12 protein-coding genes are annotated in these 12,973 nt (G+C 66.8%); 6 read left to right on the top strand and 6 right to left on the bottom strand.

What is annotated here, in order from left to right:
- The gene (locus tag V9K97_RS15990) at positions 1 to 903 is read right to left on the bottom strand and encodes a lysophospholipid acyltransferase family protein (RefSeq protein WP_337319379.1); all 903 of its coding nucleotides are present in this window, start codon (positions 901 to 903) and stop codon (positions 1 to 3) included.
- Between the two features lie 7 nt (positions 904 to 910).
- Here V9K97_RS15990 and V9K97_RS15985 point away from each other — a divergent pair, with 7 nt between their 5' ends.
- Complete coding sequence (locus V9K97_RS15985) at positions 911 to 1,348, top strand: ribosomal maturation YjgA family protein (RefSeq protein WP_337319377.1); 438 nt, start codon at positions 911 to 913, stop codon at positions 1,346 to 1,348.
- Here V9K97_RS15985 and V9K97_RS15980 read toward each other — a convergent pair.
- Genes V9K97_RS15980 through V9K97_RS15960 form a run of 5 tightly spaced genes read right to left on the bottom strand, consistent with a single transcriptional unit; the run spans position 1,293 to position 6,533 of the window.
- Positions 1,293 to 2,039 (bottom strand): transglycosylase domain-containing protein, encoded by a 747-nt coding sequence (locus tag V9K97_RS15980; protein WP_337319204.1) that lies wholly within the window; start codon positions 2,037 to 2,039, stop codon positions 1,293 to 1,295. The genes V9K97_RS15985 and V9K97_RS15980 overlap by 56 nt on opposite strands.
- A complete protein-coding gene (gene aroE / locus V9K97_RS15975) occupies positions 2,036 to 2,893 on the bottom strand; it encodes a shikimate dehydrogenase (RefSeq protein ID WP_337319202.1) in 858 nt (285 codons plus the stop codon). Before aroE ends, V9K97_RS15980 begins: the two co-directional genes overlap by 4 nt.
- Before the next feature lie 34 nt (positions 2,894 to 2,927).
- The gene (locus tag V9K97_RS15970; protein ID WP_258504054.1) at positions 2,928 to 3,779 is read right to left on the bottom strand and encodes an energy transducer TonB; all 852 of its coding nucleotides are present in this window, start codon (positions 3,777 to 3,779) and stop codon (positions 2,928 to 2,930) included.
- A gap of 51 nt (positions 3,780 to 3,830) precedes the next feature.
- On the bottom strand, positions 3,831 to 5,888 hold the full coding sequence (locus V9K97_RS15965; RefSeq protein ID WP_337319200.1) for a ribonuclease catalytic domain-containing protein: 2,058 nt from the start codon (positions 5,886 to 5,888) through the stop codon (positions 3,831 to 3,833).
- A gap of 51 nt (positions 5,889 to 5,939) precedes the next feature.
- Complete coding sequence (locus V9K97_RS15960; RefSeq protein WP_126747940.1) at positions 5,940 to 6,533, bottom strand: YqiA/YcfP family alpha/beta fold hydrolase; 594 nt, start codon at positions 6,531 to 6,533, stop codon at positions 5,940 to 5,942.
- Positions 6,534 to 6,902: 369 nt separating this feature from the next.
- Here V9K97_RS15960 and V9K97_RS15955 point away from each other — a divergent pair, with 369 nt between their 5' ends.
- The 5 genes from V9K97_RS15955 to V9K97_RS15935 all read left to right on the top strand — a co-directional run bounded on the left by V9K97_RS15955 (position 6,903) and on the right by V9K97_RS15935 (position 12,813).
- A complete protein-coding gene (locus V9K97_RS15955; protein WP_337319198.1) occupies positions 6,903 to 7,628 on the top strand; it encodes a response regulator transcription factor in 726 nt (241 codons plus the stop codon).
- A 17-nt stretch (positions 7,629 to 7,645) separates the two neighbouring features.
- Entirely contained in the window at positions 7,646 to 9,481 is a 1,836-nt protein-coding gene (locus tag V9K97_RS15950; RefSeq protein WP_337319196.1) for a sensor histidine kinase, read from the top strand.
- 32 nt (positions 9,482 to 9,513) lie between these two features.
- Positions 9,514 to 10,668, top strand: coding sequence for a rod shape-determining protein RodA (gene rodA, locus V9K97_RS15945; protein ID WP_337297373.1), 1,155 nt, complete (start codon positions 9,514 to 9,516; stop codon positions 10,666 to 10,668).
- A gap of 94 nt (positions 10,669 to 10,762) precedes the next feature.
- Positions 10,763 to 12,223 carry a metalloprotease TldD gene (gene tldD / locus V9K97_RS15940; protein ID WP_258504058.1) on the top strand — a complete coding sequence of 487 codons (1,461 nt, stop codon included), beginning with the start codon at positions 10,763 to 10,765 and terminating at the stop codon, positions 12,221 to 12,223.
- Positions 12,224 to 12,270: 47 nt separating this feature from the next.
- Positions 12,271 to 12,813, top strand: coding sequence for a hypothetical protein (locus V9K97_RS15935; protein WP_337319194.1), 543 nt, complete (start codon positions 12,271 to 12,273; stop codon positions 12,811 to 12,813).
- The last annotated feature ends 160 nt before the right edge of the window (positions 12,814 to 12,973 follow it).

The following is a 12,973-nucleotide window of genomic DNA, read 5'->3' as shown; positions in this document are numbered from 1 at the left end:
TCAAACATCGCGCAAAGCAATCACCGCAGCACGCGCGCGATCGAGGAAAGGGCGGCGCTCTTCGCCTTCTTCCACGCGGATTGGCGCACCGAAGGTCACGGAACACAGGATCGGCACCGGCACGATCTCGCCCTTGGGCATGACGCGCTGCACGTTGTCGATCCATGCCGGCACCAGCACCACTTCGGGAAACATCGTCGCGAGTGTGTAAAGGCCGGACTTGAACTTCTGCGGCTCGCCCGTGTGGCCGCGTGTGCCTTCGGGAAAGATGATGATCGAGTCGCCGCTGCGCAGTGCTTCGACCAAGGGTGCGAGCGGATCGGAGGTGGGAGCTGCAGCGGGTTCCGAAGGCGCTGTTTCCGACGCGACGGACGGTGATTCGACAGGGGGTGCGACCGGGGGCGGTGGCGGCGGCGGCGCGGGAAGATCGAGCCGCCCTTGCACTTCGTCGAAAGCCTCGGGAGTCACATCGACGACGGTCTGGGCCGCTGGCGCCAGTGGAAGCAACGGTTCCATCGAAGGCTCGATGCGCTCGGCTGGCGCTGCAACGGTGTCGCGTACTGGCGCGGGCGGCGCCTCAGGTTCCGCCGCGGCTGCCGCCGGTGCTGCCGAAGCGGGCGCAGCGGCCGCCCGTTCCACGTAAACGGCGTTGAAAACCTCGGTCGTGATCCAGCGCTTGAACGGCGTATTGGCCCAGTAGTCGCGCGCCGCAATGGGCCGCGTGATGCTGCGCAGCTCTTCGGGCAGGGCTGCCCAGATCATCACGAGGTCGGCGTGGCTCTGGTGATTGGCGAAATAGATGCGCTGCTCGGCCTTGGGCGGGCAGCCGTACCAGCGTGCCTGGGCCCCCGTGAGCAACCGGACGATTCCCAACAACAACCAACCTGTGAGCTTTGCCAGCATGGGCGCGATGATACGGGGCATGCGATGGCGTTTCGATCCTCTTTCTCTGGTGTGGGCGGTGGCCCTGTTCGTGGTTCTCGTGCTGCTGGCCACCGTCGGCGCGCGATGGGGCTGGCTGCGGAGTTTCTTCGGCGACGTGCTGGCCGTGGCGTGGGTCTATGTCGTCTTCAAGACCTTCATTGCCGCGCGCGTGCTGCCATTGGCGCTGGCCGCACTCGGCGTGGGCTTGGCGGTCGAGCTGGGCCAGTTCCTGGCATCGGCCTGGCACCTGCACATTCCGAACCGCGCCTTGCGCATCGTGCTCGGCAGTACGGCCGACTGGTGGGACGTGGTGGCCTACCTGATCGGCTTTGCGGCCGTCCTGGCCATCGAAGCGCTGTGCGGTGCAGTCAGGGCAACTCGGCCGACGGCATGCGCGCCACGATGGTCGAAGCCCGTCCGCTGAGGTAAGAAGAAGAGCCCAGCCGGCGCTCGAAGAACTTGGGGCTCGGCAGCATCACCGCCAGACGCGCGGCCTCGCCGGCGCTCAGGCGCGAGGCGGGCTTTTTGAAGTAGTACTGGGCGGCAGCCTCGGCACCGAACACGCCTTCGCCCCATTCGACATTGTTGAGATAGATCTCGAGGATGCGGCGCTTGTCGAGCAGCACCTCGAGCGTCATGGCGAGCACCAGTTCCTGGCCCTTGCGCAGCAGCGTGCGCTCGCCGGAAAGCAGCAGGTTCTTCGCGAGCTGCTGCGTGATGGTGGAGCCGCCACGCAACTGCACGGGTCGCACCGGCTTGCCGCGCGCAATGGCACGCGCCGCGCGCCGGGCCGCAAGCTCCTCGGCCTTGGCATTGCGCTGCCGCGCGCGTTCGATGGCTTCCCATTCCACGCCGTTGTGGTCGATGAAGTCGGCGTCCTCGCTGGCGATGACGGCCCGCTTGAGGTTGTCGCTGATCTGTGCGTAGGGCACCCACTCCTGGCGCCAGGCGCCCTTGCTGCCCTGGTGAATGGCGATCTGCCAGGCTTCGGAGCGCTGGAACGCCGTGCTCTGCGGAGCGATCACGGCCATCGCGGCAATGCGCGCCACGAAGAAAAGCTCGAGCGCCACCGCCGCGACCAGCAGGTACGCAATCAGCCGCAGCAGCCCCTTCATTGGCCGGCGGCGATTGAAGCGCGCAATTCGGTCAGCACCTGCGCAGCGGGCGGGCGCACGCCGCGCCAGGCCTCGAAGGCTTCGGCCGCTTGCTCGACCAGCATGCCGAGCCCATCGCGTCCCACAGCGCCGTGCGCTTCGGCCCAGGCAATGAAGCCGGCGGCGGCAGGCCCGTACATCAGGTCGACCGCGAGCGCGCCGGGGCGCAGCACCTGCGCACGCACCGGCACCGCATCGCCCGCAAGGCTGGAGGCGGTGGCGTTGATCACCACGTCGAAATTGCCGGGTACTTCGTCGAGCGCCCATGCTTCGAGCGTGGCGCCGTGGCGCAAGGCCGAGGCCGCATGGCGCTGCACCAGGGCCATGGCCTTGCCGACGGTCCGGTTGGCCACGACGATGCGCCAGGCGCCCGCATCGAGCAGCGGCCCGAGCACGCCCGCGGCAGCGCCGCCCGCGCCGATGAGCAGCAGTTCGCTGCCGGCCAACGGCACGGCGGCGTTGCGCACGATGTCGTTGACCAGGCCGATGCCGTCGGTGTTGTCGGCATGAACGCTGCCGTCCGCTTCGAAGCGCAGCATGTTCACCGCTTGCGCGAGCAGGGCGCGTTCGCTGGTGTGCTGCGCGATTGCGGCGGCATCGAACTTGAACGGCACCGTGACATTGCAGCCGCGCGCGGCGTTGCCCTGCTCCGCGGCCTCTCGCCGGAAGTTGGCGACGCCTTCGGCAAAGGCGCCGATCGGCACGAGCCGGCGGGTGTATTCCAGCTCCTGGCCGCAGAGTTCGGCAAATCGGGCATGGATGCGCGGCGAGCGGCTGTGCTCGACGGGGTTGCCCATTACGCAGTACAGGTCCATGGCGCCGTGATTCGCAGTTGTTGCTATTGGGTTGCTATTGAGAAGAGAGCTCGATGGTTTCGTCGCGCGTGAACTTGAAGCGCGACTGCAGCACGATCTGGTCGGTCTGCTTGCGCATCGCATCGGTGAACTTGCCGAAGTTGCCGATGCTGTGCACGATCGCCTTGGCGCGCCGGTCGAGCGTGGTGTCGCCCGAGCTTTCATCGACCACGGTGTCGAGGATCTTGCCGTCATGGTTGATGGTGATCGTCATCTTGAGCTGGCCGTAGAGCTTCTTGCCGGCGGCGGTGGGAAAGTTCTCGGTGCCCCGCACCTCGATGCGGCGGCGCAGCGTGTCCACGTAGATGGCATAGGCCGCCTCGCGTGTGGAAGGGCTCAGGTAGCGCTTCTTGGGGCGTGCGTTTTCTTCGTTCACGCGCCGTTCGATTTCGGCCAGCAGCTCGACCATCTGGCGCCGCTTTTCCTCGCGGGCCACGGCTTCCTTCGGGTCGCCCGAAACGCGTGGATCAGGCGCGGGCATGGCGGCCAGGTCGCGCTTGAGTTGCGCGAGCAGCTGCATCTGCTGCGCCTGCATGGCCTCGACCTGGCGCTGCGCTTCCTCGGCGGAGTCGCCCACGGCGGTAAAGCTCGACGGCGGCAGCGGGCTCGTGGCGCGGCCCCGTTCGAGGTCGCCGCCGCCGGCCAGCGAGGTTTGCGCCATGACGCGGGCCGTGGCGTCGGGTTTGTCGTTGGTCTTGCTGTTGACCAGGATCACCTCGAGCGGCGTGTCGCTGAAGACCCGGTTGAACGATTCAGGGTCGACGAAGCGCACCGTCAGAAGCGCGGCGTGCGCGATGATCGACACACCGAGTGCAATCTGCAGCGTGCTCAGATCCCTGAAGTTCATTGACGACGCTCCTCGCGGCTCATTGAATGGTTTTTATGTTCCGCGCGGCGCTCACGCCGGCGTGTTCTCCGGTGCCGGCTCGCTGTCGGTGAGGTCGACCGCAATCGCGATGGGACCGGCCACTTCTTCTTCCTCGTCGCCGCTTTCTTCGTCGGCTGCGGCATCCGCCTTGGGCGCATCGAGGCGCTCGAGCACCGTGCCGTGCACGTCGAGCGCAATTTCGTCGATCTCGCCGAGCTTCACGCGCAGGCGCGCACCGCGCTCCTGCTGGCCCGCCACCGGGAACACCAGCGGCAGCGTGTCCGCACGCACCAGCGCGCCGTTCTGTATGTCCTTGATGACAGTGACTTCAAGCTCGGTGATGCCTTGCTGCTCCAGGTACTTGAGCGTCCAGAAGCGTTCCATGCCGCCCTGATAGGCGTTGTAGGTTGCGTAGGCGGCGTCGAAGCCCGAGAGAATCGAGAACAGGTCCGCGTCCTTCGGCTTGAAGGGTGCGGCCAGCGCGGCCGTCTTGCCGTGGCGGGCGGCCGCAATGATCTGCCACTGGTTCACGAGGTCGGTATAGCGGCGCAGCGGCGAGGTGCTCCAGGCGTAGCTCTTCACGCCCAGGCCCGCATGCGGCAATGCCCGCGTGCCCATGCGCACCTTGATGCCCGGCGCCAAGCTGGCTTGGCTGCGGTAGAGGCCGGGCACGCCGAGTTCGCCGAGCCAGCCGCCCCAGCTGCTGTTGGCCAGGATCATGGCCTCGGACACGATCAGGTCGAGCGGCGCACCGCGTTGGCGCGTGGTGATCTGCACCTGCTCGCTGCCGTCCGGCTCGCCGTCGTTGCCGACCAGGCGAAAGTTGTAGTCAGGCCGGTTGAAGTTCTCGGGCTTGCCGCGCACCACTTCGCGCTGGGCCTTCAATTGCTTTGCAAGGCGGAACAGGAAGGAAAGCGGTGCGCGCAAGTTCGCAGCCGCCTCGGGCGTGTTCTCGTTCGTGAACGATGCGTCTTCGAGCCAGGGTTGCGTGACGACGCTGTCGAGTTGGTCGTGGCGCAGATTGGCCACGATGGGCACGCGTTCGAGCTTGGTCTCGCTGGACTGCAGTTCGAGCGTGGCTTCGTCGAAGCGCACGTAGAGCGACACGGCCGGCCGGTCGCCGCCTTCGAGCAGCGTGTAGGCGTTGACCACCTCGTCGGGCAGCATGGTGATCTTGTGGCCCGGCATGTAGACCGTGGACATGCGTGCGCGCGCCACCTGGTCGATGGCGCTGCCCGGCGTGAGCGCAAGGCCCGGCGCGGCAATATGGATGCCGACCGTGACGGTGCCGCTGCCGAGGCCCTGCACCGACAGCGCATCGTCGATTTCAGTGGTTTGCGAATCGTCGATCGAGAAAGCCTGCACGCCGTCGGCCAGCGGCAGGTCGTCGGCGATGGCCGGTGCGGCGAGTGCCGGAAAACCCGTGCCTTTCGGAAAATTCTCGAAAAGGAAGCGGCGCCAGTGAAACTGGTAGGGCGAATCGATGGCGCCGGCGCGCTCCAGCAGTTCGAGCGGCGGGCGCTGCGTGGCGCGCGCGGCGTCGACCACGGCCTTGTACTCGGGCGCGTTCTTGTCGGGCTTGAACAGGATCTTGTAGAGCTGCTCGCGAATCGGCTGCGGGCACACGCCTTCGGCCAGCTGCCCGGCCCACTCGACGATTTGCGCCTGGACGACTTTTTTCTTTTCGATGGCGGCCAGCGCCTGCTGCACGATTTCGGCCGGCGCCTTCTTGAAGCGCCCTTTGCCTGCGCGGCGAAAGTAGTGCGGTGCCTCGAACAGCGCGAACAGCGCGGCGGCCTGCTGTGCGAGCGTGGGCTTGTCGCTGAAATAGTCGGCCGCGAGTTCTGCAAAGCCGAATTCGCCTTCGGCCGCAAACTCCCATGCGAGGTCGAGGTCCATTGTGGCGGCGATGGCGCGCGCTTCGGCAATCAGCTCGGCCGGGGCCGGCTTCTCGAAACGCAACACGATATTGGCGCCCTTGACCTTGACGCGCTTGCCGGTGTCGAGCTCGACCTGCGCCGATGCTTCGGCCTCCGACAGCACGCGGCCGCCGAGGTACTTGCCGGCTTCTTCAAACAATACAAACATGAGCCGATTGTCCCACGCTGGACCCGGCCCGCCGCTCGGCGCCGGAGGACTTCAGACCGGGTTGATGAAGTCGATGACGTCGTCCAGATGGTTCTGCTCGAAATCGGACAGCGCGTGGTCGCCTCCCTCGAGCAGCTTGATGTTGCTGTCGGGGTAGCGTGCGGACATTTCGTGCCAGTCGAGCGCCTCGTCGCCCTTGGCGATGATGGCCAGCACGCGCTCCGGGCGCGTGAGGGCGCCAACCTCCATGGTGCGCAGCTCCTGGATGTACTCGGGCCGGAAATAGAAGTGCTCGGCCGGGTCCTGCCACGTGGTCTGGTCGCCGATATAGAGCTGCAGGTCGCGCGCGGGGTGCACGGCGGGGTTGAGCAGCACGGTGCGGCAGCGCGTCATTCCCGCAACGTAGGTGGCATAGAAGCCGCCGAGCGATGAACCGACCACGGCCATCGACTTGCGCGGCCAGTCGGCAATGCCTTTCATCACCATGTCGATCGCTTCGCGCGGAGAGGGCGGCAACTGCGGGCACCACCACTGCAGGTTGGGGTGCTCCAGCGCCACGCGCCGCGCCATCAGCCGCGCCTTGGTCGAGCGGGGCGAGGAGCGGAAACCGTGCAGATACAACAGGTGAGTGGTTTTCGGATCCATGCGAGGCGGAGACTGAAAATGTTGCGTTCGACGCAACTCCATAGAAGGAGCCGGGTAATTTTGCATGAGGTCCTCGTGCGGGGCGCGGGTGCCGGTGAGGGCTCTCGCATGCAGGCTTCGTGCGGGGAGGTGAATGTTTACCACTGGAATCTCCGGCCCGCGGGATTTTTCTGCATCCGATCGGGCGCGGGCCGTGTCCCGGAACCCGAAAGTACTCAGCTGATGCACCAGGAGTGGCCAAGTTCGTCTGGTGCTGTTGCGTTTTTGCAAGCGGCGCGAAGTTTCGCGGCCCGGGATCGATGCCTGCATCCCATGAAGATGGGAGGTGCCGCGGCCTTTTGAATCGACGTGGCGGCTTATGCTAAGCCCATGAATATCGAGGCTCCTGATCCTGGAACGGCACGCCGCTGGGGCGTGCTCGTGGTCGAGGACGACAGCCGCGCGCGTGCCTTCTTCGAGGCCAGCGTGCAGCGCAGCGCAAGCCTCTTCTGGCTTGGAAGCGCCGGCACCGTGCATGAGGCACTGGCATGGCTTGCGCAGACCGCCACCATTCCCGACGTGCTGCTGGTCGATCTCGGCATGCCCGACGGCAGCGGGCTCGACGTGATCCGTGAGGCCGTCGCGCGCTTTCCGGGTTGCGAGCCGCTGGTGATCTCGGTCTTCGGCGACGAGGAAAACGTGCTTTCCAGCATCGAGGCCGGCGCTGTCGGCTACATCCACAAGGACGCGGCACCCGAGGACATCGCGCAGACCATCGTCGAGATGAAGGCCGGCGCGTCCCCGATCTCGCCCATGATCGCGCGGCGGGTGCTTGCCAAGTACCGCAGCCTGCAGACGGCGGGCACGCCCGCCGCGGCATTGCCCCAGGCGGCCATCGACAGCACGGCGCCCAGCCTGCTCTCCGCCCGTGAACATGAAGTGCTGACGCTGATTGCGCGCGGCTTTTCCTATGCGGAAATCGCCCGGCTCAAGGGGTTGAGCGTGCACACGGTGCAAACCCACATCAAGAACCTCTACGGCAAGCTGGCGGTGCATTCCAAGAGCGAGGCGGTGTTCGAAGCGACGCGCCTCGGCCTGCTGTCCCACCCCGGGTGAGCCGTGTGGCGGGGCGCATGTTCGCAAGGCCTGGAAGGGCGCTGTTCGCGCTCTGGCTTGCGGTAGTCCTGCTGGCGCCGGCGGTTGCCGCGGCGGCGGATGGCCCCCTTGAGCTGCGCAGCGGCACGGCGACCGTCACCGTCGACGGTGCCACGCGGACAGCGCCCGTCGAGCTTTCCTACCATTGGGATCGCCAGCACCGGGGGCGCCCCGGCTTCGCGAGCTTCGAACTGCCTTTCACGCTCGATGCCGCGCCCGAGACGCCATGGGGCATCTTCATTCCGCGGGCCGGTAACGTCCTCGAGGTGTCGCTCAACGACGCATTGCTGCAGGTGTACGGCGATCTGGACCGTGGCAACGGGCCCGACTACGCCAAGGCGCCCATCTATGTGCCGATTCCGGGGCATTTGCTGAAAGCAGGCGACAACCGCTTGCAGATTCGCATCCGCGCCGACGGCGCCCGGCGGGCCGGGCTTTCACGCGTGACGATCGGGCCGGCCACCCCCGTGCGCACCGAGCTTTTCGAAACCGCCTATGGCTGGCGCTTTACGGGCTCGGTGCTCCTGAGTGCCTTCAGCCTCATCGTCGGCGGCATTGCACTGGCGCTGTGGCTCACCCAGGTGGACGCCGACGCGGTGGGGCGGCATCGGCGCGACGGCATCTATTTCTGGACGGCGCTCGCCGAATTCTGCTGGGCGCTGCGCGTGGCCGACGGCGTGATTGCCGAACCGCCTCTGCCCTGGCCGGCCTGGGGTGTGCTCATGGCCGCCTGCTATGCCGGCTGGGCAGCGTCCGCCATGATGTTCTGCTACCACCTGGCGGGCTGGGACCACAGGCCCCGCATGCGCTGGCTGCGGTGGCCAATGGGGGGAGTGGTTGCCGGAACGGTCGCCGCAAGCTCGATGGCGCTGTTCCGCGAGGAGCCGTACTGGCTTACCGGCTGGCTTGCGGCGGAGATCGTGTTCATCGCGCTGTTCGTCTGCGCCTTCGTGGTGGCGACTGTGCGGCGGCCGAACCTGGGGCGCCTGCTGGTGGCGGCCGCCGCGCTGGCAACGCTGGGCTTCGGCATCCGGGACTGGCTGGTGATCCGCCTGAGCGACGCCTACGGCGAAACCACCTGGGTGCGCTATTCCTCCGTGTTCTTCGGTATTGCGCTGCTGCTGATCGTGCTGCGTCGCTTTCGCGCCGCCAGCATCGAAGCGCGCGGCTCGGTGGCGGCACTGGCCCAGCGGGTGGCGCAGCGCGAACGCGAGCTCGCATCGACCTTCGCGGCACTGGAGCAGGTGGCCCGCGACCAGGCCCGCACCCATGAGCGCGAACGCATCCTGCGCGACATGCACGACGGCGTGGGCTCGCACATCAGCTCGGCCATCCGGCAACTGCAGTCCGGCCAGGCCAGCTCCGAGGAGCTGCTGCGCACGCTGCGCGACTCCCTCGACCAGCTCAAGCTCTCGATCGACTCCATTCACCTGCCGCCGGGCGACGTGGGCGCCCTGCTGGCGGCGCTGCGCTACCGGCTGGAGCCGCGCCTGGCGGCCGCGGGCATCCGGCTGGAGTGGGGCGTGGAAGAGGTGCCGACGGTAAAGGGGCTCGATGCGCAAGGCATGCGGCAATTGCAGTTCCTGCTGTTCGAGGCGGTTTCCAACGTGATGCAGCATGCCCAGGCAAAGACGCTGCGGATCGAGTCGGAAGCGCCGGCCGGAAGGGTGCAGTTGCGCGTGATCGATGACGGCCGGGGTTTCGACGCGTCCCAGGTGCCGCGGGCACTCACGGAGCGTGCCGGCGCCGTCGGCGCGCGGCTGGCGGTCGAAAGCCGACCGGGACGCACGGTCGTTCAGTTCGAATTCGACTGACGGGGCGTGCCGGGCGCGGATAATCCAGCCCCATGTCCGCCGTGTTCAATCAGCCCTCCCTGGCGCGCCGCGTCGCGCCCATCTTCCAGGGGTTCGACGGCTTTCTGGCTTTTGCCGTGCTGTTGCTGGCGTTCGCCGGGTTGCTGACGATGTATTCGTCCGGCTACGACCACGGCTCGCGTTTTGCCGACCACGGCCGCAACATGCTGCTGGCGGGCTTCATCATGTTCGTGGTGGCCCAGGTGCCGCCGCAGCGGCTGATGATGTTCGCGGTGCCGGTGTACGTGACCGGGGTGGCGCTGTTGATTGCGGTCGCGCTCTTCGGAATCACGAAGAAGGGCGCCACGCGCTGGATCAACCTCGGCGTGGTGATCCAGCCGAGCGAAATCCTCAAGATCGCGATGCCGCTGATGCTGGCCTGGTGGTTCCAGCGCCGTGAAGGCCAGTTGCGGCCGCTCGATTTTGTGGTGGCGACAGTGTTGCTGGCTATCCCGGTCGGGCTCATCATGAAGCAGCCCGACCTGGGCACTTCGCTGCTGGTGCTCGCCGCCGGCCTGGCGGTGATCTTTTTTGCCGGGCTGCCGTGGAAGCTCATCGTGCCCCCGGTGGTGATCGGCGCCGTGGCCATCACGCTGATCGTGAGCTTCGAATCGCGGCTGTGCGCGGAGGGCGTCGACTGGCGGGTGCTGCACGACTACCAGAAGCAGCGCGTTTGCACCCTGCTCGACCCCAGCAAGGACCCGCTGGGCAAGGGCTTTCACATCATCCAGGGGATGATCGCCATCGGCTCGGGCGGCGTGGGCGGCAAGGGGTTCATGCAGGGAACGCAGACGCATCTCGAATTCATTCCCGAGCGCACCACCGACTTCATCTTTGCGGCCTATTCCGAAGAATTCGGCCTCGTGGGCAATCTGGCGCTGATTGCCGCCTTCATCCTGCTGATCTTCCGCGGCCTGGCCATCGCGGCCAGCGCCACGAGCCTGTTCTCGCGGCTGCTGGCGGGGGCGGTGACGATGATTTTCTTCACCTACGCCTTCGTCAACATGGGCATGGTCAGCGGCATCCTGCCGGTGGTGGGCGTGCCGCTGCCTTTCATCAGCTACGGCGGCACTGCGATGGTCACGCTGGGGCTTGGGCTGGGCATCCTGATGTCCATCGCGCGTGCCAGGAAGCTTTCTCAAAGCTAGGCCGCAGCCGTAGGGTCGGCGTTGGCCCCGGCCGGGGGAAGGCGAAGCGCCGCCGGGCGCGCGCGGTCCGGAGGCGAGCCCTAGAATCCACTTCATGATCTCTCGCGAACCCACCATCGAGCGCCTTGCCACGGCGCAACAGCTCCTGCTCACGCCGTTCGGGCTCGACGAATCGCACCTGAGCAAGGCCCTGGCCGAGATCACCGCCCACAAGGTGGACGATGCCGATCTGTACTTCCAGTACACGCGCAGCGAGGGCTGGAGCCTGGAAGAAGGCATCGTCAAGACCGGCAGCTTCAGCATCGACCAGGGTGTCGGCGTGCGCGCGGTCAGCGGCGAGAAAACCGCTTTCGCCTATTCGGACGATATTTCCGAGGCGTCGCTGCTCGATGCGGCCCGCACGGTCCGCTCGATTTCCTCCGCCGGCCGCACCGGCCGCGTGAAGACGCCGGCGCGCAAGATCGCTTCGAGCCGTTCGCTCTACAACGGCGTAGACCCCATTTCCACGCTCGACAGCACGGCCAAAGTCAAGCTGCTCGAACGGGTCGAAAAGCTCGCGCGCTCGCGCGATCCGCGCGTGGCCCAGGTCATGGCCGGCCTGGCGAGCGAGTACGACGTGGTGCTGGTGGCGCGGGCCGACGGCACCCTGGCCGCCGACGTGCGGCCGCTGGTGCGGCTGTCGGTGACCGTGATCGCCGAGCAGAACGGCCGGCGCGAGGTCGGCTCCGGCGGCGGAGGTGGGCGCTTCGGGCTGGCCTATTTCACCGACGAGCAGATGGCCGAATACGTCGACCAGGCGGTGAAGGCCGCGCTGACCAATCTCGACGCCCGTCCGGCGCCCGCCGGCGAAATGACGGTGGTGCTCGGCTCCGGCTGGCCCGGCATCCTGCTGCACGAGGCCATCGGCCACGGGCTGGAAGGCGACTTCAACCGCAAGGGCTCGAGCGCGTTTTCGGGCCGCATTGGCCAGCGCGTGGCAGCCAAGGGCGTGACGGTGCTCGACGACGGCACCATTGCCGACCGCCGCGGCTCGCTCAACGTGGACGACGAGGGCAACGCGAGCCAGCGCAACGTGCTCATCGAAGACGGCATCCTCAAGGGCTACATCCAGGATTCGCTCAACGCGCGCCTCATGAAGGTCAAGCCCACCGGCAACGGCCGGCGCGAGAGCTACGCCCACGTGCCGATGCCGCGCATGACCAACACCTACATGCTCGGCGGCGACAAGGACCCGAAGGAAATCGTCGCCAGCATCAAGAAGGGCCTGTACGCCACCAACTTCGGCGGCGGCCAGGTCGACATCACGAGCGGCAAGTTCGTGTTCTCGGCCAGCGAGGCCTTCTGGGTCGAGAACGGCAAGATCCAGTACCCCGTGAAGGGCGCGACCATCGTGGGCAACGGCCCTGACGCGCTCACCCGCGTGACCATGATCGGCAACGACATGGCGCTCGATTCGGGCGTGGGCACCTGCGGCAAGGAAGGCCAGAGCGTGCCCGTGGGCGTCGGCCAGCCGACCTTGCGCATCGATGGTTTGACCGTAGGCGGAACGGCCTGAGAGCTTGCTAAGCTCCGCTCCTTATTTTTCAAAAAGAGGAGCATTCGATGAGGATCAGGATCAATTCGTCCGCGGCCCTGTGGGCTGCAACCGCCGCAGTGGCGCTCGCAACCGCAGGCTGCGCTTCGCGCGGCGGTTCGGGCGACAGCAGCCAGCCCGCGGCCTCGGCCCCCGCTGCCAGCGCACCCGCCGCCCCGGCGCGCGGCGGCGTCAAGGCCGGCATGGACGCCAAGGGCAACGTCATTGATTCGTCCAAGGTCGAAGCCGGCAGCGGCCGCACCGTCAAGGGCCTGAATGGCTACGAAGGCGAAATCACGGGTGTTCCCGCCCGCAACAGCAAGTTCTCGCGCCTGCAGATCGGCATGAGCGCCAGGCAGGTGACCGACCTCGCCGGCCAGCCGACGGACCAGGGCGCCTATGTCACGGGCAAGGCCTTCATTCCGTTCTATTTCGGCAGCGACCGCCACCGCTACGAGATGACCTACAAGGGCCAGGGCCGGCTGGTTTTCGCGGGCGGCGGCATGGGCGACTACTCCGGCGGCAACCTGATCTGGATCATTCACAACCCCAACGAATCGGGATACCGCTGAGCGTTCGGAGCCGGGCTTTTGCCCGGCTTTTTGTTTTCCGTGCTACATTTCGCCCACATGTCCGCCCTCCGCGCTTATTTCTTTGCCTACTTTTGGTTCCCGGTTTCCGGCGGACGAGAGGCGAGCGCGTAAAGCAAACGAACACCCTCCCAGAACCGCC

Source organism: Variovorax sp. CCNWLW186 (assembly GCF_037203865.1).
GTDB lineage: Bacteria > Pseudomonadota > Gammaproteobacteria > Burkholderiales > Burkholderiaceae_C > Variovorax.
The sequence above is the reverse complement of the archived record's forward strand: the minus strand, read 5'-3'. Positions and strand labels throughout refer to the sequence as shown.

What these genes read in the sequence shown, in the direction of transcription:
- V9K97_RS15990 (WP_337319379.1), bottom strand. Translation starts at nt 903, where the DNA reads ATGCTGGCAAAGCTCACAGGTTGGTTGTTGTTGGGAATCGTCCGGTTG.
- V9K97_RS15985 (WP_337319377.1), top strand. Translation starts at nt 911, where the DNA reads ATGATACGGGGCATGCGATGGCGTTTCGATCCTCTTTCTCTGGTGTGG.
- V9K97_RS15980 (WP_337319204.1), bottom strand. Translation starts at nt 2,039, where the DNA reads ATGAAGGGGCTGCTGCGGCTGATTGCGTACCTGCTGGTCGCGGCGGTG.
- aroE (WP_337319202.1), bottom strand. Translation starts at nt 2,893, where the DNA reads ATGGACCTGTACTGCGTAATGGGCAACCCCGTCGAGCACAGCCGCTCG.
- V9K97_RS15970 (WP_258504054.1), bottom strand. Translation starts at nt 3,779, where the DNA reads ATGAACTTCAGGGATCTGAGCACGCTGCAGATTGCACTCGGTGTGTCG.
- V9K97_RS15965 (WP_337319200.1), bottom strand. Translation starts at nt 5,888, where the DNA reads ATGTTTGTATTGTTTGAAGAAGCCGGCAAGTACCTCGGCGGCCGCGTG.
- V9K97_RS15960 (WP_126747940.1), bottom strand. Translation starts at nt 6,533, where the DNA reads ATGGATCCGAAAACCACTCACCTGTTGTATCTGCACGGTTTCCGCTCC.
- V9K97_RS15955 (WP_337319198.1), top strand. Translation starts at nt 6,903, where the DNA reads ATGAATATCGAGGCTCCTGATCCTGGAACGGCACGCCGCTGGGGCGTG.
- V9K97_RS15950 (WP_337319196.1), top strand. Translation starts at nt 7,646, where the DNA reads ATGTTCGCAAGGCCTGGAAGGGCGCTGTTCGCGCTCTGGCTTGCGGTA.
- rodA (WP_337297373.1), top strand. Translation starts at nt 9,514, where the DNA reads ATGTCCGCCGTGTTCAATCAGCCCTCCCTGGCGCGCCGCGTCGCGCCC.
- tldD (WP_258504058.1), top strand. Translation starts at nt 10,763, where the DNA reads ATGATCTCTCGCGAACCCACCATCGAGCGCCTTGCCACGGCGCAACAG.
- V9K97_RS15935 (WP_337319194.1), top strand. Translation starts at nt 12,271, where the DNA reads ATGAGGATCAGGATCAATTCGTCCGCGGCCCTGTGGGCTGCAACCGCC.